The sequence below is a fragment of the Methylobacterium terrae genome (assembly GCF_003173755.1).
Lineage (GTDB): Bacteria > Pseudomonadota > Alphaproteobacteria > Rhizobiales > Beijerinckiaceae > Methylobacterium > Methylobacterium terrae.
The window spans coordinates 2,694,128-2,713,459 of sequence record NZ_CP029553.1 but is presented as its reverse complement, the minus strand read 5'-3'; the positions used below and the strand labels follow the sequence as shown (position 1 = coordinate 2,713,459).

Genomic DNA, 19,332 nt, shown 5'->3' with positions numbered 1-19,332 from the left:
GCCTCAGCTTCAGACGCAGTACGACGATCTTCACGAAGTAGTCCGGGGCGGGAGAGCGGGAAATCTCGGGGCGGTGTGCAGGATCGTCGCGCCCTGCACGAAGCCTCTTCTCGCGCCGGATGCGATTGCGCAAGGGCGCGAGGGTGATCCTCGCGCACTTACGCCACCCCTGTGGCTGTTAGAGCGTCACGAGGATCTTGCCGAACACCTTGCGCGATTCGAGCCGCTCCAGGCCCTGCGCGAAATCGCCGAGCGGCAGCACGGTGTCGATCACCGGGGTCATCCCGTCCGCCATCTTGGCGAGCGCGTCGCGGATGTTGGCGATGCGGCAGCCGAACGAGCCGGTGATGCGGTATTGCTGCTGGAACAGCTGCATCAGGTTCATGGTGGTGGAGACGCCCGAGGTCGAGCCGCAGGTGACGAGCCGTCCGCCGCGCTTGAGGCAGAGCAGCGAGCCGTTCCAGGTCTCGGGGCCGACATGCTCGAACACCACGTCGACGCCCTTGCGCTTCGTGGCCTTGCGCACCTCGCCCTCGAAGCGCTCGGTGCGGTAATTGACGACGTGATCGGCCCCGAGAGCCTTCGCCTTCTCGCCCTTGGCGTCGTCGCCGACGGTGGTGAACACCGTGCAGCCGATGGCCTTGGCCATCTTGATCGCGGTCGTGCCGATGCCCGATCCCCCGGCATGGACCAGGATGGTCTCGCCGGGCTCGAGCTTGGCGTTGTCGAACAGCATGTGCTGGACGGTGCCGAAGGCGATCGGCGCGCAGGCGGCGTCGGTGAAGCTGACGCTGTCGGGCACCCGCACCACGAGGCGAGCCGGCAGGTTGACGAACTCGCGGGCGAAGCCGTCGACGTGGAAGCCGAGCACCCCGCCGACATCCTCGCACAGGTTGTCGCGGCCCTCGCGGCAGGCGCGGCATTTTCCGCAGGTCAGCGCGCCGTAGGGGGCGACCTTGTCGCCGACCTCGAGGCCTTCGACGCCCTCGCCGAGCGCCGCGATCTCGCCGGCGGCCTCGGCACCGACGGTGAGCGGCAGCCTGCGCTTGGCGAAGGCCATGCCGCGAAAGCCCCACACGTCGATGAAGTTGAGACCGACGGCGCGGACCCGGATCTGCACCTCGCCGGGGCCGGGGGCATCGAGGTCCGGGACCTCGGTCAGGCGCAGGTCGCGGTCGCCGAAGAGCTGGAGGGCTTTCATCAGGGTCCTATCGTCTCTCGCGGGGCAGCCTCGTGGATTCGGCCCGGGACCAGGCGCGATCGCCGCAAGGCTGGCGCGGTCACCCTCTCCCGTGCGGGAGAGGGGTCAGGGGTGAGGGTGGAGACGGTGCCGCAAAAAAGGCTGAACCGTACCGCTCCCAGCACGACGCTCGGCGATTCACGCCGAGGCATGTCACCCTCGCGCGATCTTCGATCGCCCCTGCCCCTCTCGGGAGAGGGGATCCCGCGCTCGCTTCTCGAACGGGACTTAGACGGAGGAGACCGGCCGATCAACGCCGCCTCACTCCGGCGTCAGGTACCGCCGCCGCGCCCATCCCACGATCGGCCCGAGCTTCACCCGGCACCAGGTCAGGCCGCTCGGGGTCTCGTTGGTGCAGCCGAAGCCGCGAAGCCGTCCGCGGGCCGGGGCCTGCCCGAGGGCCGGGGAATCGGCGTCCGGCGCCTCGCGGATGCTGAGCGTGTCGCCCGGGGGCAGCCCCTCGACCCGGAAGAAGTCCGGACGGCCGAAATCCTGAGCCGAGGCCCAGGCCGGTGCGAGGAGAAGGAGCGCCGCCGCGGCGGCGGCGCGCGAGGGGGCCCGCAAGAGGGGGTGCCGCATGGGTCCGTTTCGTCAGCTGCGGTGGATGCCCATCATCGCGGTGAGGCCGCCATCCACCGGCAGCACCGCCCCGGTGATGTAGCCCGCCGCGGGGCCCACGAGGAATGCGACGAGATCGGCGACCTCCTCGGGCGCGGCGAAGCGCCCGGTCGGGATCTGCTTCTCCATCCCGGCGCGGTGGGCGGCATAGGGCGCCATCATGTCGGTGTCGATGAAGCCCGGGGCCACCACGTTGACGGTGACGCCGCGCCGCGCCGACTCGATGGCGAGCGTCCGGCAATAGGCGATCAGCGCGCCCTTGCTCGCCGCGTAGGCCGCGTTGCCGGGATTGGCCTGGAGCGCCGCCACTGAGCCGATCGCCACGATGCGCCCGGCCTTGGCCCGGGTCATCGGCCGTACCAGGGCCTTGGCGAGGCGGGTGAGCGACCAGAAGTTGACCTGCATCGCGGCTTCGGCCCGGTCCTGGTCGAGCACCGCCGCGAGGCTGTCGCAGGGCTGGCCGGCATTGTGGACGAGGCCGAACACGCCCTCGCCCTCCATCACGCCGCAGAAATCGTCGAGCGCCGCCTTGTCCGACAGGTCGAGGCCGTGGGGCCGCACGCGCTGCTCGGGGTGGAGCGCCGTCAATTCGAGCGCGAGCGCCTCGGCGGCGTCGCGCGAGCCTCGGTAGGTGAAGTCGACGTCGTGGCCCGACGCCATCAGCGACCGCACGATCGCGGCCCCGAGACCCCGTCCGCCCCCGGTGACCAGGACGCGCCGGTTGTGCGGGTTCGCGCTCATGCCGGCTCCGCCCCGAACACCAGGCAGGTATTCTGGCCGCCGAAGCCGAAGGAGTTCGACAAAACCGTCCTGACCGGCACGTCGCGGGCGCTCGTCACCACGTCGAGGGGAATAGCCGGATCGGGTACGGCGTAGTTCAGGGTCGGCGGCACCCGGCCATGCGCGATGGTGAGGAGCGAGAACGCCGCCTCGACCGCGCCGGCGGCGGTGAGCGTGTGGCCGATCATCGACTTGTTGGAGGAGATCGGGACGCTGCGCATGCGCTCGCCGAGCACCGCGAGGCAGCCCATCGCCTCCATCTTGTCGTTCTCCGGCGTGCCGGTGCCGTGGGCGTTCACGGTGTCGATCTGGTCCGGGTGCAGCCCGGCATCGTCGATCGCCGCGCGGATCGCCGCGATGATCGGCGCGCCGTCGGGGCTCGAGCGGGTGCGGTGGAAGCCGTCGCCCTTCTCGCCGCAGCCGAGCACGTAGCCGAGGATGCGGGCGCCGCGGGCCCGGGCGCGTGCGGCATCCTCCAGCACCAGGGCGGCGGCGCCCTCGCCCATCACGAAGCCGTCGCGGTTCTTGGCGAAGGGCTTGGAGGCGGCCTCCGGCGGGTCGTTCTGGGTCGAGAGGGCGGAGAGCAGCGAGAACCGGATCAGCGATTCCGGGTTCACCGAGCCGTCGGTGCCGATGCAGAGCGCCGCCTCGACCTCGCCGCGCCGGATCGCCTCGACGCCGAGCTGGATCGCGGTCGCGCCCGACGAGCAGGCGGTCGAGAGCGAGATCGGCGAGCCCCTGGTGCCGAAGCGGTCGGCGATGCGGTCGGCGACGGTGCCGAAGATGAACAGGTCGTGCCAGTCGTCGAAGCGCCGGGTGCCCGCGGCCCGCAGCAGGTCGGCGTAGGTCACGTCGCCGCTGGACACGGCCGCCTCGGCGAGCGCCTGGCGCTGCGGCCACTCGATCTCGACCGGCGGCACCGCCATGAACAGCGCGCCCGGAAAGTCGCCCGGGAGCCCGGCCTGCCCGATCGCCTCCTCGGCGGCGGCCTCGGCGAAGCGCTCGGAGAGCAGCGGCGCCACCATCGGGTCGGCGGCGACGAAATCGACCGTGCCGGCGATGCGGGTGCGCAGGCCTTCGGTCGGGAAGCGGGTGATGGCGTGGATGCCCGAGTGCCCGGAGGTCAGCGCCGCCCAGTTGTCGGCGACGCCCTGGCCGAGCGAGGTCACCACGCCGAGGCCGGTGACCGCCACCAGGGGACGGCCCATCGCGTCGCGGTCGCGGCTCATGCGGTCTCCCCTGCTGTGGTGAGGCGCAGCACGCCCTCGCCCCGGCGATGGCCGACCGCCGTGACGGCGACCTCACGCGCCTCGCCCGCCGCCACCAGGGCGGCGGCGATGGCGGCCCCGAAGGGGGCGGCCGCCTCGAGCGTGTGGCCGGTGACGTCGCCGAGCGCCCGGACGGGCGCGTTCGGCGCGAGGCTCGCCAGCGCGTCGCGCTCCTCGTCGGTGATGCCGGCGCAGCCGGTCGCGGCCGAGATCACGGCGTCGGGCTTCTCCGAACCCGCCCTGCCCCAGAGATCCGTCAGGCTCGCTCCGACGCTCCCGGGCGTGCGCCGCGTGCGGTCGCTCGCCACAGCCTCGAGGCGGGCGAGCGCGCGGGCACCGCGGGTCTCGGCATGGTCCTGGGCTTCCAGCACCAGGAAGGCGGCGCCGGAGCCGAGGATGAAGCCGGGCGCCTCGGCCCGGTCGAAGACCGGCCGGTACGCGGGCTTGGCGAGATAGCCGCCCATCTCGTGGATCAGCAGCACGTCGGCCCGCTCGGCATTGTACGAGCCGCCGACGAGGACGATGTCGAGCTGGCCGGCCGCGATGCGTCCTTGAGCGATCCGCAGGGCATCCACCCCGCTCGATTCCTCGCCCATGAAGGTGCGCGAGGCCCCCGTGACGCCGTGCACGATGGCGATGTTGCCGGCGAGCAGGTTCGAGAGCTGCGCGAGGAACAGCGTCGGGCGCAGGTCGTTCTGCAGCCGCTCGTTGAGGTAGGCGCCGGGATCGGCCGCGTTCCGCAGGCCGGTCAGGATCTGGCCGTCGACCGCGTAGTCGCGCTCGCCGCCGCCCGCCGCCACGACGAGGTGCATGGCGGCCTTGAGGGCCGCATCGGCCTTGGCGCCGGCCGCTTCGAGGGCGAGGCCCGCGGCGTAGACGCCGAGCCGCTGCCACGGCTCCATCTGCCGCTGGTCGGATTTTTTCGGGATCTGCCCGTCGAGGGTGAGCGGCGCGACCGGGTGGACGGGATAGGGCGCGAAGGTCGCTGCGTCGGTGCGCGGCGCCCCGGCCGCCCGGTAGGCCGCGAGATGCGCCTCGACGCCCTCGCCGGCGCAGGAGACGAGCCCGAGGCCCGTGACGACAACCGGCCTTGTCACGAATCCGCTCCGTCGGTCAGGCCGATCCGGGCGGTGCGCTCGCGCATCAGCGCGCCGAGCCCGTCCGGGAACGGCATGGTCCTGAACCGCAACTCGGCATTGCAGATCGGCTTGCCCTCGGCCCGGATCGCCGCCTTGGTCACGGCGTAGCCGGAGCCGTCGTGCTCCAGGCTCGCCTCGACCTGCAGTTCGGCCCCGGGGCCGACGAAGGTGCGGAAGCGCGCCTTGTCGACGCCCATCAGGAACGGCATGTGGCTGAACGACGCACGGGCGAGCAGCAGGTAGCCGGAGGCCTGCGCCATGGTCTCGGTCAGGAGCACGCCCGGCACCAGCGGGTGACCGGGGAAGTGCCCCTCGAAGACCGGGCTCTCCTGCGGCACCGTGGCGAGCGCCTCGATTCGCCCGCTCGCGCGGTCGAGGCTCACGACCCGGTCGATCATGTCGAAATATTCGAGGCGCATCCCCGCGGCCGCCTAAACCCGGCTCAGACCTTGGCGGCCTTCTCGGCCACCAGGCCGTCGATGCGCTCGCAGAGGTTCTTCAGCACGAAGTACTGCTCGGCCGGAACCTTGCCTTCGTTGACCTCCTGGGTCCACTGCTCCAGGGGCAGCTTGATCCCGAAGGTCTTGTCGATCTCGAAGGCGATGTCGAGGAAGGCCAGGCTGTCGATGCCCAGATCGTCGATGGCGTGGCTCTCCGGCGTGATCGTCTCGCGCGGGATGTCGGCGACGTCGGCGATGATGGTGGCGACGCGGTCGAAGGTGTCGGACATGGACGTGCAGCCGTCTTCCTGCTGAGGTCTGGCTCGAACGGCGCGACCTCCGGGCACCGCCCGCGCCCCGGCCACGAAACCGCCTACCCGAAACGGGTCCGCCGGGCCTCGGCCCGGTCGAAGGGCCCGCATACACGAGGGGGGACGGGCCGGCAACCGCGGGCGTTTCCGCGGGCGGCCCCCTGCCCTAGGTCAAGCGGGACGAGGCACCCGCGGGGGATGCGGGGAGGACGAAGCCGGCATGGAACACGTGAAGCCCCCGATGGGCCAAGGGCCCGGACCCGCCCCGGTGGCTCCGCCGCCGCCCGCCGCCGGCACCTCCGCCTTAGCGCGCGCCGCCCTCGTCGTCGCGCTCGCCGCCCTCGGGTTGTGGGTGCTGCACCCGTTCCTGCCCGCGCTCGCCTGGGCGGTGATCCTGGCCATCGCCCTTTGGCCCCTGCGCGAGCGGCTGGTGCGGATCGCGCCGCCCGGCCGTCACAACATTCTGTGGCCGGCCCTCCTCACCCTCGCCGTCGCCCTGGTGATCCTGGTGCCGCTGGTGGTCGTCGCCGTGCAGGCGGCGCGGGAGGCGCACGACGCGGTCGCGTTCTGGCGCCAGATCGAGGAGCAGGGCTGGCCGGTGCCGGACTTCGTCTCCCGCCTGCCGTTCGGGGCCGCGCAGGTGACGGCCTGGTGGCAGGAGAATCTCAGCCACCCGCAGGGCTCGTCCGAGGTCCTGAAGCGCGTCGACCAGTCGATCAACCACTCGTCGCTGGTCGGATTCGGGCGCACCTTCGGCAGCCAGATCGTCCACCGCCTGATGCTGTTCGGCTTCACGCTGCTGACCCTGTTCTTCCTCTTCCGCGACGGGCCGTCGGTGGCGAGCCAGGGGCTGTCTGCGGCCCGCCGGCTGTTCGGCCCGCGGGGCGAGCGGGTGGCGGGCCAGATGGCCGCCTCGGTCCACGGCACCGTCGACGGCCTGGTGCTGGTCGGCCTCGGCGAGGGTTTCCTGCTCGGCGTGGTCTACGTCTTCGCCGGCGTGCCGCACCCGGTCCTGCTCGGCGCCTTCACGGCGCTCGCCGCGATGATCCCGTTCGGCGCGCCGGTCGCCTTCGGGCTCGCGGCTTTGCTCGCCGCCGCGCAGGGCGGCGTCACGGCCGCGGTCGTCGTGGCGGTGGCCGGCCTCGTCGTCACCTTCGTGGCCGACCACTTCGTCCGCCCGGCGCTGATCGGCGGCGCCACCCGCCTGCCCTTCCTGTGGGTGCTGCTCGGCATCCTCGGCGGCGTCGAGAGCTTCGGGCTGCTCGGCCTGTTCCTCGGGCCCGCCGTGATGGCGGCCCTGGTGCTCTTGTGGCGGGAATACACGGCGGGCGACGACCAGCCCGTCGCCTGACCCGGTCAACCGGAGGATCGCGTTTCCCGATGAGACTTCTGCTCGCCGCCGCCCTGCTCGCCGGCGTCATCGCCTGTCCCGCCGCGGCGCAGTGGGACGACGACGATCGCCCCACCGCCCGGCGCGGCGACGATGTCGACCGGCGGGCGACCGACCGCCCGCGCTCGCGCGATGAGAGACTGGACTTCGACCGGCAAGACGCCGGGCGCCGCGACCCGGACGAGATCCTGCCCCGGCGCCGCGACCGCGACGACCGGGATCGCGACGTCGGCCGCCGCGACCGGGCCGGGCGCGAGAGCCGCGACGCGGAAGGGCGCGTCCGCAACGACCGCCGATGGGACGACGGAATGCGGGCGGACCGCTACGACCGCTACGGCCCGTTACCCTACGGGCCCGCCCCGGTGCCGCCCCCGTCGGGCGGGGTCTTCGTCGTACCGCCGCCGATCCCCGGCGCCCGCTCCCACTGATCCGCGGATGCGGCGAGAGGCTTCTCCATGACCCAGTCTCCCACCCTCCGCGGCGAGCCGGCCCGGCGCCTCGCCGCCCTCGGCCTGACCCTGCCGCGCGTGCCCGAACCCCGCGGCGCCTTCCTGCCGTTCTCACGCATCGGCCCGACCCTGTGGCTCGCCGGGCAGATCTGCGAGTGGGAGGGCGAGGTGCGCTTCACCGGGCCGGTGACCGACATCGCCGCCGGGCAGGAAGCGGCGCGACTTTGCGCCCTCAACCTCCTGGCGTCGTTGAGCCTCGCCCTCGACGGCGATCTCGACCGGGTGGTGCGCTGCCACCGCCTCGGCGGGTTCGTGCAGGTGCACCAGGGCTGGCCCGACGTGCCGAAGGCGGTGAACGGCGCCTCCGGGCTGATGGCGGAGCTGTTCGGCGAGGCCGGGCGCCACGCCCGCACGGCGATCGGCGTCGCGAGCCTGCCGGCCAATGCCAGCGTCGAGGTGGATGCGATCTTCGAGGTGCGGTGAGGCTCGGGCGGGCTCTGGGGCGAGCCGGTCGCGCCGGCGCTGCCCCGTGCGAGGTCCGTTGCCCAAGTCGAACCGACCCCGATGCCGAGAATCTGCTTCGCGCCGCGTCGATCGAACCCTAATGCGCGTCGCCGGCCGCCCGGTACCCCGCCGCCTGCTCGACCAGCGTCAGGATGTCGAGGGCCCGCCACGGCTTGGGGATGAAGGTCGCCGACATCCGCAGGTCGCTCGGCTGGTCGCCGGCATCGCCGGAGGTGAGCAGCACGTGGACCCGCGGCCAGGTGACGCCGATGATCCGGGCCAGCTCGAACCCGCCGATCTGGCCGGGAGTCCGCACGTCCGAGAAGACGACGTTCACCTCCTCGCCCCGCTCGCGCAGGATCGCCAGCGCCTTCTCGGCGGTCTCGGCCTCGATGACGCGGAAGCCCGTCTCCTCCAGCAGCGTAGCCGCGAGGAAGCGCTCCTCCGGTTCGTCCTCGACGACCAGGATCACGGGCTGGGTCTTCGCGGCGGCGCTGGACTCGGTCATGTGCAGGGAACGAGCGGACGGCCCACTGGTTGCATAGCTCCCGGAGCCCTGCGCTCATCCTTTCCGAGGGGTTGCGGCAATGCAAGGGCTGCCGCAACGCCGGGGTCGATCAGGCCACGCCGTGCTGGCGGAACCACGCCAGCATCCGGGTCCAGCCCTCCTCCGCCGGGCCCTTGCGGTAGCTCGGGCGGTAATCCGCGTGGAAGCCGTGCGGGGCCTCCGGGAAGATCACGATCTCGACGTCCTTGCCCGCGGCCTTCGCGGCGTCCCGCGCCTTCTCGACGTCGGCGACCGGGATGCCGGTATCGGCGGCGCCGTAGAGGCCGAGGATCGGCGCGCGGATGTCGGGGATCACGTCGGCGGCGGTCTTCGGCTGGATGCCGGTGCGGTTGCCGCCGAAATTGCCGTACCAGGCGACACCGGCCTTCAGGCTGGCGCTGTGGGCGGCATAGAGCCACACCGTGCGCCCGCCGCGGCACCAGCCGGTGATGCCGAGCTTGCCCGAATCGCCCTTGGCCTCCGCCGCCGCCCAGGCGGCTGCGGCATCGAGGTCGCCCATCACCTGCGCGTCCGGCGTCTTCGAGACGACCTCGCGGACGATCTCCTGCACGTCGGTCATCTTTGAGACGTCGCCCTGGCGGGCGAACAGCTCCGGCGCCACCGCGGTGTAGCCGGCCTTGGCGAGCCGCCGGCAGATGTCCTTGATGTAGTCGTGGACGCCGAAGATCTCCTCGACAACGAGCACGATCGGGAACGGCCCGGCTCCCTGCGGCATCGCCCGGTAGGCCGGCATCGGCCCGTCGCCGACCGGAATCCGCACCTCCCCGGCGACGATGCCGGTCTCGTCGGTGCGGATGGCCTGCGCCTCGACCCGAGTGGTGGCCAGCGTCAGGCCGGTCATCAGGCTCGTCATCACGAAGCCGCGCCGCGAGAAGGGCGGGGTCACCAGGCCGTCGAGTTGTTCGAGATCGGTCGAATCGCTGCCCCGCGCGTCGTCGCTCATCGCCATCCTGGCCCTCCCGCTGTCACGGCGCCGGTTTGCCGCGCCGGGCGCGATCATGCGTGGCGGGGGCTGGGGAGCAAGGGCGAACATGCCCCGTCCACGGTCACGATCCGGTCAGGCCCGGGGCGCCGGAGCAACGGAAAGAGGCCGCCCGCGCGAGCGGACGGCCTCGTCGTCGAATCCGATGGACGCGGTCACGCCACCGCGGCCTTGCGTCCCTTGGCCGGGTTGCGGGCCGGCCAGCCGAGGGCCACGAGCCGGGCCTTGGCGTGCTCGCGCACCTCGTCGCGCACGCCCGGCGGCATGGCGGCGAGCGCTCCTTGCGTCTCGGGGGCGAGCATCAGGTCGGTGACCGCGTTGATCGACTGCGCCTGGTCGATACGGGCGGTCAGGTCGGCCTCCGCCGACGCGGCGTCGGTGCGCGGTGCATCGGCGTCGTTCGCGGCTTCCGCGTCATGCCCGTTCGTATCCCGCCCGTTCGCATCCTGCGCGGTCTCCCGCTCGGCCTCGCCGGACATCTGCGCCTCGCGCACCGGCTCGGCCCGGCGCGACTGGTTCGCCGCCACCAGGTCGGGCCGGCTCGCCTTGAACTCGTCGGCCTCGTCCTCGGAGTAGAGCAGGCCGTGCAGGCCGGCGAGCTTGAGGATCACCCGGTCCTTGGCCCGCTTCTCCGCCATCGCGAAGACGTAGGCGGCCTGGCGGCCCGACACGCGGTAGTTCACGCCGATCAGCGCCTCGCCGATCGACCATTCGGTGCGGTCGCCGTTCGGGCCCGGCATGTGGCCGGTCACCAGGATCACCGCCTCGTCCCGCTCCGCCCGCACGATCACCGGCGCGTCGAAGCGGATGCGGGCCTGGACGGCGATCCGCTCCAGGGCCTTGTGGTAGATCACGGCGGTGCCCTGCACGCGCCAGACGTTGCCGGCCAGCGGCTCGCCGTAGGTGGCGAGGATGTCCGCGATCTGCTTGTCCGTGGTTGCGCTCATCTCGATCGATCTCACCTGCTGACAGCGGATTCCGGACGAGGCGGGGCGGCCGGTTCCACGTTTGTTCTCTAGCATGGGATATGGGGATGCGCGAGCGTTTTCGCGAGATCCCGACGAGACGAAATGCACCGCCGCGATGAATTGATGTCGCGCCTCCCAGCCGGAGGGGCGGCCGCGGCAGGACGATGTCCGACCGCAACGGCCGCGCTTTCGGTGGGACGATTTCTGGGCCGTTGCCCGCGGCCGTTGTGTTCGCTAAATGTTCCTATCACGCCTTCGGCGCAAGACTGTGGCCGACCGGTCGAGACGCGCCGTCCGCCGCATCCGGAGCCCCGCATGAGCACCCCCGCCCTCCTCGATCCCTCGACCCTGCTCGAGCGCCCGGGCCAGCGCCGCAGCGCGGTGCGGGGCGCACCGCCCCGGCGCGGGAGCACCCTGGTTCCGGCGGTGCCGCGCCCGGCCCTGGTGGCGGATTTCCTCGCCATCGCGGCCCTCGACCCGGCGGTGGAGCGCCTGCGCGCCGCCCCCGCCCCGGTCCGCCTGCAACTCGGCGACGCGACGGTGGAGCACGCCGCCGATTTCGAGCAGGTGCGCACCGACGAGCCGGGCCTCCTAATCGACGTGGTGGCGGAGAGCGATCTCGGCCGTCACCCGTTCCGCACGGCCTACGTCGCGGGCGAGCCGGTGGTGGCCGAGGACGGCCGCCGCTTCGTCATCGAGAGCGCCGCGACCCTGCGGGCCGAGCCCCGGGTCTCGACGGTGCGCCTGATCATGGCCTGCCGCCGCACCTACGTCTCGGCCGGCGACCGGGTGCGGATCCTGCACCACCTCGACGAGTGCGGCACCGGCCGCCTGGTCGAGTGCGCCGCCATGGCGATCAACGCCCAGGACGGCGTCGCGGCGGTGCTGGCGCTCGCCGTCGAGGGACTGGTGGCGGTCGATATCAGCCGGCCGATCCTACCCGAGACGCCGGTGCGGCGGCGGGTCCTGCCGTATCCGGATCCGTTCGGGTTCTGATTCGTCCCGAGGATCCTGGTCCGACGATCGCGAAGGCGATCTCGAAACCCTCCGGGTCGCACCGGGTCCGCGCAGCCGAGCGCGGGACGACGAGGAGGGTGTCAGGACCGCCTGCCGCGACGCTCTGCGGAGGCGAAAGATCGTCTAAAGGCCCTTCTTCGCCACCGCCGCCTCGACCAGCGAGCGGATCGCCGCCCGCACCGGCTCCGGCGTCTCATCGCGAAGAAACTTCGCCTCGATCTCCTCGCGGATCAGCGCGCCGTCGTCGCTGCGGGCGAGGTCGGTGGTGGTCTCGGCCTGGAGCAGCGACACGAAGGCGCTCTCGATCCGGCCGATCGCCTCGGGCGAGGGATCGGCCGCGACTTGGCGGCCGGTGAGGTCGAACACGTCCGGCGCGAAGGGCAGGCGCTCCTCGGCGAGCGCGAGGTCGCCCGACAGCACGAAGACGGCCGGGACGTGGGCGATGAGGTCGACCGAGCCGCGGGTGATGTTGCCGGGATTGAACCACAGCGTGCCGCCGACCCGCAGGGGCGCGTGGCGCTTGTGGACGTGGCCGTTGAGGGCGAGCGCGCAGCCGGCAATCCCCTCCGGCGGCACCGCGCCGGGATAGCCCGCCCCGAAGGCGAGGTCGTGGTGGGTGAGCCAGACGACGTCGTCGGCGCCCGCAAACAGCCCGCGGGCATCCGCCGGGATCGCCTGGCCGAACGGCGTCGCGCCGAGCCCGATCGTGCGGTCGCCGACGCGGTAATGCGCCGCCGGGCCCGATTCCGGCACCGCGTCGAGGACGTCGCTCACCGCCAGCATCGCCAGGCTGTCGCCGTCCGACAGGCGGGTGTGGCGGATGTCGTGGTTGCCGACATTGGCGAGCGGGCGGTGGCGAAAGCCCTTGAGGATCCGGATCAGGCGCGACTTCAGGCTCTCGTCCGGCTCCACCGGCCGCTCGAACAGGTCGCCGAGGAGCAGAGGCGCGAGGTCCCGCGCGTTGGCGAGCGCGACGCAATGCTCGAGCTTTGCCAGGATCGGCGCCGGCCAGTCGGGATCCTTGCGCCGGCCGGGGCGGCGCGACGAGACGTGCGGATCGCCGATGACGAGGAGGCCGGCGCACGGCACCGGCGCGGCGTCGAGCCGCTCGCGGCCGAGGATCACGCGGCTTCCTCCGGCCTGGCGTGGCGGTGGCCGGCGAGCAGCGAGGCTGGGGCGGCGGGGGTGCCGCAGGCCGGGCAGCGCCCGCCGGTCGTGGCGAGCAGGGCCGCCATCTCGCCCTCCGCCGCCGCCAGCCCGTCGCGGGCGAGCGCCACGCGCTCCTTCGCCTCGGCGAGGCGGCGGCCGATCTCGGCGAGGCGGTCCCCGGTCACGCCGGTCTGCGGCCGGAGCACCGGCCGGGGCGCCGCCTCGGGCAGGGTGCGCAACGCTGCGGCCCGCCGCTGCGCATCCGCGAGGTCCCGCGCCAGCCGGGTCAGGCGGGCGGCGTGGGCGGCGGCCTGCGCGGTCTCGCGCGGCGACGGGACCTCCGGCAGGTCGGCGAGGGCGGCGGCCCTGCCCGCGCGCCCGCGAGGTCGGCGGCGGCGGCGAGCACCCGGCGGCCCAGGGCCTCGCGGTGGCGCGCCTCGGCCAGAGCCCGTCCCAACTCGGCGCCGATCTCGGGCCCCGGCAGGTCGGCCAGCACCCGGGCCCGGGCGGCGGCCCCGCCGGCGAGACGGTGGGCCCGGGCGAGGCGATCGGCCAGGGCATCGCGGTCGCGCAGGTGCGCCGCCGCTTCGGCGAGGGTGCCGGCTCGGGCCTTGAGCTCGTTCAGGGCCTCCGCCAGGGCGTCGAGCCCGTCGAGGGCGGCGAGCGCGTCGCGCAGGCGCGCGATCTCGCGCTCGCCCTCGCGGATCGTGCGCTGGTCCTCGGTGACGCGCTCGCGCTGGAGCGCCTGCATGTCGCGGATCAGCCCGGCCTCGCGGCCGATCGACAGCACCGCCGAGCGCCGGGCCGGCTTCTCGCCGAGCAGGAACACCGGGAACTTCTGGTGCGCCACGTGCACGTCGAGATCCTCGACCCGGGTGATGCCGAACAGCCGCTCGACCCAGGGCGGCACGTCGCGCCCGCCGGTCTCGAAGGTGGTGCCGTTCTCCTGCACCAGCGCGCCGTCGGCCTCGTGCAGCGACCACAGGTTGACGGGGGTGCGCTTCGGCTGGCGGACGTAGCGGAGCACCCGGCCCTCGGCGACGCCGATCTCGACCCGCGCCGCGCTCGCGCCCGCCCGCACCAGGCTGTCGCGCACCTCGCCGTAGAACACCGCCCGCAGCGCCCGGATCACCGTCGACTTGCCGTGGTTGTTCGGCCCGACGAGGGCGTTGACGCCGGGCGCGAGCGGCAGCGTCGCGTCGGCGAATCCCTGCACGTCGACCAGGCGGATGAAGCGGAAGCCGGGCACCCCGGGATCCCACGCGGCGGCGCAGGACGCGGCCGGTCCGTCGATCGCGACGCCGGTCTCGGGGCGCCCGGCGATGCGGCTCACCGTCAGCCCGGCGTCGAATCCGGCGACGTCGTGGTGGGAGATCGCCAGGCACTGGACGCCGAGCCGCGCGGCCCCGTCGTCGAGCACCCGGTAGAAGGCCGGCACCCGGTCGGGCGCGATCCAGCAATCGGCCTCGTCGAGGGCGAGGAAGCGGCCGACGCCGGCCTTGACCACGGCGATCAGGCGCAACGCCATCCCGACCACGTTGGTCATCGCGCCGCCATTGTCCTCCAGCACGTCCTCGCGGCCGCCGTCGGGCCGCTCGACCCCGATGTCGAGGGCCGGCAGGCCGCGCTCGGTGGTCAGTTCCAGGCGCACCGGCTTCTCGCCGGGCAGCACCTCCTGGACGAGGGCGGTGAGCAGCGTCTCGAAGGTCGCGACGCTGCGCCGGTTGGCGTCCTGCTGCAACTCGCGCAGGTAGGTGTCGATCGCGTCGCGCTGGGCGAGGCGGCCCTTGGCGGCGGCCACCGCCCGCGTGCGCTCCGCGAGGGTGTCGCGGTCGCGGTCGCGGGTCGCCTCCAGGCGGGCGAGCAGGCGGCCGGCGCGGGCGAGCGCGTCCTGGCGGTCGGTCGGGGTCACGGGATCTCTCAGCGGGCGCCGTCGAGGGCGTCGAGGCGGTCCTGCACCGCCCGCAGCGCTTGGGCGAAATCCTCCACCCGGCGGGCATTCTCGGCCCGCGCCTCCTCGATCATCCGGCGGATCTCGGCCTCGTCGTCGGTGCCGAGCTCCTCCCGGGCCTGGGCCCGGGCGGCGGCCAGCTCGGCGGTCAGCCGCTCGACGTCGCTCTCGGCCCGGATGCGGTCGGCGCGCAGGCGCTCGTAGGCCGGCTGCAGCGCCTCGAGGCGCTTGAGCGCCTCGACGTCGCTGCCGGAACCTCGCGGACCGAGCTCTCGCGAAGTCGGCTCCTGCCCCTTGCGGCTGCGCTCCATCTCGCTCCTCGTCGTCATCCGGTTGAGGTGGCATTCGGGCCCGGCTTTGGCAACCGCATCCCGGGCTGGCGAAAGTTCCGTCGAAACCTGTTGACGACCTGTGCAAATCAGACCAGTGTTCCGGTAATGTTCCATGCGATGAGCCGGTCCGGGAGGCGGCGCGGCGTCGCGGCGGAACCACGGGAGACCGGCATGGAGACCACCCGCCTGGACGACGTCGCGGCCGGGGCCGCCCCGCTGTTCGAGAATCGGGACTGGCGCCTCCACGCGGACGGTCTCGAGCACCGCGAGACCGGCTACTTCATCGAGCGCGACGCCCTGACCGCCCGGCGGCCGGACGGCTACTGGGAATGGCCGCTGCACCTCTCGGAGAAGAGCTGGTGCGGGGTGCGCAGCTTCCGCGAGGCGTTCTCGGCCGCGCTCGAGGCCTTCGGCTTCGCCCCCGACCGGAAGCTCACCCTCTCCTTCGCGCTCGGCTTCGGCACCCGGGTTGGGGGCGCTGCGCCGGACGCCTTCGTGCCGCTCGCCGACCTCGTGCGCCTGCGCGCGCCCGCGCCGCGCCACGTCGCCGCGATCCGCCCGCTCGTCGCCGCGAGCGCCTGACGCTCCCACCCTCCCTTCGCGCGGGGAAATGCCCTAGATCCCGCCCGATCGGGGACCATTCGGGGAGCGGAGGATCGTGAGCGAGCACCGCAGCGTGGCCATCATCGTCCGGGGCCGGGTCCAGGGCGTCGGCTACCGGGCCTGGACCAAGGGCGTCGCCGAGGCGCGGGGCCTTGCCGGCACCGTGCGCAACCGGCAGGACGGCAGCGTCGAGGCCCATCTCGCCGGGCCGGCCGAGGCCGTGGCGGCGGTGATCGAGGCCTGCCGCCAGGGCCCGCCCGGGGCGAGGGTGGAGGACCTGACGGTCAGCGACCGGGCGGCGTCGAGCCCCGCCGCCGGCACGCGCGGCGTGCAGATCCTGCCGACCGCCTGACGGGACCCTCGCATGCACCCGGATCCGGGCCTGAGCAGCTTCTCGCTGCTCGATCTGACCGCCCTCGTCTGCTTCCTCGCGGCGTGGTTCGGCTATTCCTACGCGGTCGAGCACCTGTCGGGCGGCAAGCGCAGCCTCAACGGCATGATGAACCGCTACCGGCATGCCTGGGCCGACCAACAGATCCTGCGCGAGAACCGGGTGGTCGACACCACCATCAACGCCTCGCTCCAGAACGGCACCGCCTTCTTCGCCTCGACGGCGCTGATCGCGCTCGGGAGCGCGCTGACCCTGTCGCGCTCCACCGACGACGCGCTCACGCTGTTCTCCACCCTGCCCTTCGGCGCGCCGATGACCCGGGTGGTGTGGGAGATCAAGGTGGCGGGCCTCGCCCTGATCTTCGTCTACGCGTTCTTCAAGTTCGCCTGGGCCTACCGGCTGTTCAACTACGGCGCCATCCTGATCGGCGCGGTGCCGCCGCGCGACGGCGACCCGGTGGCCGTCGCGCGCGCGGCGCGGCGGGCTGCGGCCATGAACGTGGTGGCGGGCGGCCACTTCAACCGCGGGCAGCGTGCGTTCTTCTTCGCTCTGGCGTATCTCGGGTGGTTCGTCAGCGCCTACGTGCTGTTCGTCACCACCGCGATGGTGCTCACCGTGATGTGGCAGCGCCAGTTCGCCTCCGACGCCCGCCGGGCCCTGCAGGACCACGATGAACCCTGACGATTTCGAACTCGAACTCACCCTGATGCGCCTCGTGACCGACCGCGGGGCCGACAAGACCGTCTGCCCCTCCGAGGTCGCCCGGGCGCTCGGCGGTCCCCATCCGGACGGCTGGGGACCGCTGATGCAGCCGGTCCGCCGCCAGGCGGTGCGCCTGATGAAGGAGGGCCGCATCGCCATCTTGCGCAAGGGCAAGGTGGTGGACGATCCCGATGATTTTCGCGGGGTCTACCGGTTGTCGCTCCCGCGGTAGCGCGGCGTATCGTCGGCGATGGACGAAGGCCTGAGGCGTGTCGAACGGGTCGACCGACCGTCCCGGAGCGCGCGGCGGCGCATCGAGGCCGGCGACGAACCGGGTCCACTCAGCCTCGTCACGTGTGAAGACGCGACGATCGTCGGGCTCGGCGGCAGAGTGGGGGCGCGGGTCGCTGTGCTCGCCCCGAGCGGCGTCCTGAGGCATGGGATCTCCTCGGCTCTCGCTTGGCCTCGCCGACAGGTCTGATTCGACACGGCCTTCACACGCTGCTCGTCATTCCGAGGCCGCGCAGCGGGGCCTGGAATCCAGACACTCAGAGCCTGCTTGATTGGCGGGACCAATTTCGACCCCACCAACGTCATCCTACGGCTCGATGACGTGAGATGGCGATGCCCAAGTCAGATAGGCTGCAGGAGCCAATCAAACAGACACTCCGGTCGTGCAAGATCGGGCGGAACGTGTCTTGCCCTGTCCTGAACGTCCTGTAATTCTGGATTCCGGGCTCCGCTCTCGCGGCCCTGGAATGACGCGGAGGATTATTGGATCCTCGAGGGGCGCAAAGCCCCGAGCCGTCACGACACCATCGCTCGGGTCACGGCTCCGGAAACACCGCCTCCGTGTACCCCGACGCCCGGTACGCCGCGAGGCCGAGCCATTCGCGCACCGCGATGTCCAGTTCGAACAGCCCGTCGCCGGCCGTCGAGTGGAGCGCCACCGCCCCGGGGCCGGTCCGGTAATCGACCGGGTAGGCGGTCACCGCGAAGCCGGCGCGCCGGAAGCATCCCATCGCCCGCGGCATGTGCCAGGCCGAGGTGACGAGGAGCCATCGTTCGCCGGGCTTGGGCTTCACCAGCGCGGCGCTGAAGGCGGCGTTCTCGCGGGTGTTGCGCGAGCGGTCCTCGTAGGTGATCCGCTCCGGCGCGATGCCCAGGGAGGCGGCGTGGCGCCGGACGATCTGCGCCTCAGACACCGCGCCGTCGCCGGTGAGCCGGCCGGAGCCGCCGGTGAACACCACGGTCGCGGCGGGATAGCGCCGCGCGAGGTCGCCGAGCGCGATCATCCGCTCGCCGGCATCGTTGACGACGAGCTGGCCGCGGGCCGCCGACAGCCCGGTCTCGACCGCGCCGCCGAGCACCACGATGCCGGCGACCGGCGCGCCGTCGTCGCGGAACTCCGGAAAGCGGTCCTCGAGCGGGCCGAAGACCAGGGAGGCGAGCGGCGAGACCCCGCCGACGAGGAGGATGAGGCCGGCACTCGCGACGAGCCCGAGGCCGAGACGGCGCCAGCGCAGGGAGAGCCCCGCCCCGGCGAGAACCAGGAGCAGGAGCAGGTTCGAAGGCGCCGCGAGGAACCACAGCACCTTCGAGAGCACGAAGAACACCGGGAGGGTCCCGGCTGCGGAGCGGATCAGGCCTTGTTCGTCTCGGCCTCGTAGCGGGCGCGGGTCTCGGCGTTCGGCGGATAGAGGCCCGGCAGGGGCAGGCCCTTGTCGACCTCGCGCATGATCCAGAGCTCGAGGCGCTCCTGCTCGACGGCGGCGAGCGCCACCTCCTCGGCGAGCGCCGCCGGGATCAACACCGCGCCGTCGCCGTCCGCCACCACGATGTCGTCGGGATAGACCGCGACGCCGCCGCAGCCGACCGGCTCGCCCCAGCCGACGAAGGTCAGGCCCGCCACCGAGGCCGGGGCCGCGACGCCGGAGCACCAGACCGGCAGGCCGGTGCCCTCGACGCCCTCGCCGTCGCGCACGACGCCGTCGGTGATCAGGGCCGCGACGCCGCGCTTCTTCATCCGGGCGCACAGGATGTCGCCGAAGATGCCGGCATCCTGCACCCCCATCGCGTCGACCACCGCGATGCAGCCCTCGGGCATCGCCTCGATCGCCGCGCGGGTCGAGGTCGGGCTCGACCAGGATTCGGGGGTGGCCAGGTCCTCGCGGGCCGGCACGAAGCGCAGGGTGAAGGCCGGGCCGACGATCCGCTGGCCGGCCGCGAAGCGCGGCATCGGCCCGCGCATCCAGCAGCGGCGGATGCCCTTCTTCAGGAGCACGGTGGTGAGGGTGGCGGTGGTGACGGCCTGCAGGGCGTCGAGGAGCGTCTTGTCGAGCGGCATCGGGCCTTCGGGGGCGTGGGGAAAGGGACACATAGACACCTAGCCGATCCGCGCCTCAGCGGCCACGCCATCAGCGCATGGCCGGGGTGGAAACGGCGGTCGTGCAGCACCTGCTGTCGCAAGAACAAGCATCAAAGACGAGAAGGTCGCGGGACCCCCTCTCCCGTGTGGGAGAGGGGTAGG

General features: G+C 72.8%; 24 protein-coding genes. 8 read left to right on the top strand and 16 right to left on the bottom strand.

Annotated elements, in window-relative coordinates:
• Positions 1-178: 178 nt before the first annotated feature.
• The 7 genes from DK419_RS12285 to DK419_RS12255 form a co-directional block, all read right to left on the bottom strand.
• Positions 179-1,201 carry a zinc-binding dehydrogenase gene (locus DK419_RS12285; protein ID WP_109959331.1) on the bottom strand — a complete coding sequence of 341 codons (1,023 nt, stop codon included), beginning with the start codon at positions 1,199-1,201 and terminating at the stop codon, positions 179-181.
• Between the two features lie 300 nt (positions 1,202-1,501).
• Positions 1,502-1,819 carry an SH3 domain-containing protein gene (locus DK419_RS12280; protein ID WP_109959330.1) on the bottom strand — a complete coding sequence of 106 codons (318 nt, stop codon included), beginning with the start codon at positions 1,817-1,819 and terminating at the stop codon, positions 1,502-1,504.
• 12 nt (positions 1,820-1,831) lie between these two features.
• On the bottom strand, positions 1,832-2,599 hold the full coding sequence (locus DK419_RS12275) for an SDR family oxidoreductase (protein WP_109959329.1): 768 nt from the start codon (positions 2,597-2,599) through the stop codon (positions 1,832-1,834).
• On the bottom strand, positions 2,596-3,867 hold the full coding sequence (locus tag DK419_RS12270; RefSeq protein WP_109959328.1) for a beta-ketoacyl-ACP synthase: 1,272 nt from the start codon (positions 3,865-3,867) through the stop codon (positions 2,596-2,598). The genes DK419_RS12275 and DK419_RS12270 overlap by 4 nt, the downstream gene beginning before the upstream one ends.
• Positions 3,864-5,003: a beta-ketoacyl-ACP synthase gene (locus DK419_RS12265; RefSeq protein WP_109959327.1), complete on the bottom strand. Its 1,140-nt coding sequence runs from the start codon at positions 5,001-5,003 to the stop codon at positions 3,864-3,866. Before DK419_RS12265 ends, DK419_RS12270 begins: the two co-directional genes overlap by 4 nt.
• A complete protein-coding gene (locus tag DK419_RS12260) occupies positions 5,000-5,464 on the bottom strand; it encodes a 3-hydroxyacyl-ACP dehydratase FabZ family protein (protein WP_109959326.1) in 465 nt (154 codons plus the stop codon). The genes DK419_RS12265 and DK419_RS12260 overlap by 4 nt, the downstream gene beginning before the upstream one ends.
• A gap of 23 nt (positions 5,465-5,487) precedes the next feature.
• Complete coding sequence (locus DK419_RS12255) at positions 5,488-5,775, bottom strand: acyl carrier protein (protein WP_048462449.1); 288 nt, start codon at positions 5,773-5,775, stop codon at positions 5,488-5,490.
• A 262-nt stretch (positions 5,776-6,037) separates the two neighbouring features.
• Here DK419_RS12255 and DK419_RS12250 point away from each other — a divergent pair, with 262 nt between their 5' ends.
• From DK419_RS12250 to DK419_RS12240, 3 genes are read left to right on the top strand one after another with little or no spacing between them, the layout of a single operon-like run.
• Entirely contained in the window at positions 6,038-7,147 is a 1,110-nt protein-coding gene (locus DK419_RS12250; RefSeq protein ID WP_109962267.1) for an AI-2E family transporter, read from the top strand.
• Positions 7,148-7,176: 29 nt separating this feature from the next.
• Positions 7,177-7,614 carry a hypothetical protein gene (locus DK419_RS12245; RefSeq protein ID WP_109959325.1) on the top strand — a complete coding sequence of 146 codons (438 nt, stop codon included), beginning with the start codon at positions 7,177-7,179 and terminating at the stop codon, positions 7,612-7,614.
• A gap of 27 nt (positions 7,615-7,641) precedes the next feature.
• Positions 7,642-8,118, top strand: coding sequence for a RidA family protein (locus DK419_RS12240; protein WP_109959324.1), 477 nt, complete (start codon positions 7,642-7,644; stop codon positions 8,116-8,118).
• Positions 8,119-8,236: 118 nt separating this feature from the next.
• Here the strand turns inward: DK419_RS12240 and DK419_RS12235 are convergent, their stop codons facing one another.
• From DK419_RS12235 to DK419_RS12225, 3 genes are all read right to left on the bottom strand, one after another.
• On the bottom strand, positions 8,237-8,647 hold the full coding sequence (locus tag DK419_RS12235; RefSeq protein ID WP_048432507.1) for a response regulator: 411 nt from the start codon (positions 8,645-8,647) through the stop codon (positions 8,237-8,239).
• Positions 8,648-8,756: 109 nt separating this feature from the next.
• Positions 8,757-9,650, bottom strand: a complete 894-nt coding sequence (locus DK419_RS12230) for a dienelactone hydrolase family protein (protein ID WP_162561458.1) — start codon at positions 9,648-9,650, stop codon at positions 8,757-8,759.
• Between the two features lie 194 nt (positions 9,651-9,844).
• Positions 9,845-10,636: a trna delta -isopentenylpyrophosphate transferase gene (locus DK419_RS12225; RefSeq protein ID WP_109959323.1), complete on the bottom strand. Its 792-nt coding sequence runs from the start codon at positions 10,634-10,636 to the stop codon at positions 9,845-9,847.
• A gap of 336 nt (positions 10,637-10,972) precedes the next feature.
• On the opposite strand from DK419_RS12225, the gene DK419_RS12220 reads away from it, so the two are divergent.
• On the top strand, positions 10,973-11,653 hold the full coding sequence (locus tag DK419_RS12220; protein ID WP_109959322.1) for a hypothetical protein: 681 nt from the start codon (positions 10,973-10,975) through the stop codon (positions 11,651-11,653).
• Positions 11,654-11,797: 144 nt separating this feature from the next.
• Here the strand turns inward: DK419_RS12220 and DK419_RS12215 are convergent, their stop codons facing one another.
• The 4 genes from DK419_RS12215 to DK419_RS12205 are packed head-to-tail and all read right to left on the bottom strand — an operon-like array spanning position 11,798 to position 15,085.
• On the bottom strand, positions 11,798-12,799 hold the full coding sequence (locus tag DK419_RS12215) for a hypothetical protein (RefSeq protein WP_109959321.1): 1,002 nt from the start codon (positions 12,797-12,799) through the stop codon (positions 11,798-11,800).
• Positions 12,796-13,062, bottom strand: coding sequence for a hypothetical protein (locus DK419_RS29430; protein ID WP_245442925.1), 267 nt, complete (start codon positions 13,060-13,062; stop codon positions 12,796-12,798). The genes DK419_RS12215 and DK419_RS29430 overlap by 4 nt, the downstream gene beginning before the upstream one ends.
• Before the next feature lie 47 nt (positions 13,063-13,109).
• Positions 13,110-14,735: an AAA family ATPase gene (locus DK419_RS12210; protein ID WP_245442924.1), complete on the bottom strand. Its 1,626-nt coding sequence runs from the start codon at positions 14,733-14,735 to the stop codon at positions 13,110-13,112.
• Between the two features lie 8 nt (positions 14,736-14,743).
• A complete protein-coding gene (locus tag DK419_RS12205; RefSeq protein ID WP_245442923.1) occupies positions 14,744-15,085 on the bottom strand; it encodes a hypothetical protein in 342 nt (113 codons plus the stop codon).
• Between the two features lie 192 nt (positions 15,086-15,277).
• On the opposite strand from DK419_RS12205, the gene DK419_RS12200 reads away from it, so the two are divergent.
• The 4 genes from DK419_RS12200 to DK419_RS12185 all read left to right on the top strand — a co-directional run bounded on the left by DK419_RS12200 (position 15,278) and on the right by DK419_RS12185 (position 17,034).
• Positions 15,278-15,688, top strand: a complete 411-nt coding sequence (locus DK419_RS12200; RefSeq protein ID WP_109959320.1) for a hypothetical protein — start codon at positions 15,278-15,280, stop codon at positions 15,686-15,688.
• A 76-nt stretch (positions 15,689-15,764) separates the two neighbouring features.
• The gene (locus DK419_RS12195; RefSeq protein ID WP_109959319.1) at positions 15,765-16,061 is read left to right on the top strand and encodes an acylphosphatase; all 297 of its coding nucleotides are present in this window, start codon (positions 15,765-15,767) and stop codon (positions 16,059-16,061) included.
• A gap of 12 nt (positions 16,062-16,073) precedes the next feature.
• Positions 16,074-16,781 (top strand): DUF599 domain-containing protein, encoded by a 708-nt coding sequence (locus tag DK419_RS12190; protein ID WP_109959318.1) that lies wholly within the window; start codon positions 16,074-16,076, stop codon positions 16,779-16,781.
• Complete coding sequence (locus DK419_RS12185) at positions 16,771-17,034, top strand: DUF3253 domain-containing protein (RefSeq protein WP_109959317.1); 264 nt, start codon at positions 16,771-16,773, stop codon at positions 17,032-17,034. The genes DK419_RS12190 and DK419_RS12185 overlap by 11 nt, the downstream gene beginning before the upstream one ends.
• A gap of 595 nt (positions 17,035-17,629) precedes the next feature.
• On the opposite strand, the gene DK419_RS12180 is transcribed toward DK419_RS12185, so the two are convergent.
• Positions 17,630-18,418: a YdcF family protein gene (locus DK419_RS12180; protein WP_109959316.1), complete on the bottom strand. Its 789-nt coding sequence runs from the start codon at positions 18,416-18,418 to the stop codon at positions 17,630-17,632.
• Positions 18,419-18,444: 26 nt separating this feature from the next.
• Positions 18,445-19,149 (bottom strand): ribonuclease activity regulator RraA, encoded by a 705-nt coding sequence (locus DK419_RS12175; protein WP_109959315.1) that lies wholly within the window; start codon positions 19,147-19,149, stop codon positions 18,445-18,447.
• Positions 19,150-19,332 lie beyond the last annotated feature (183 nt).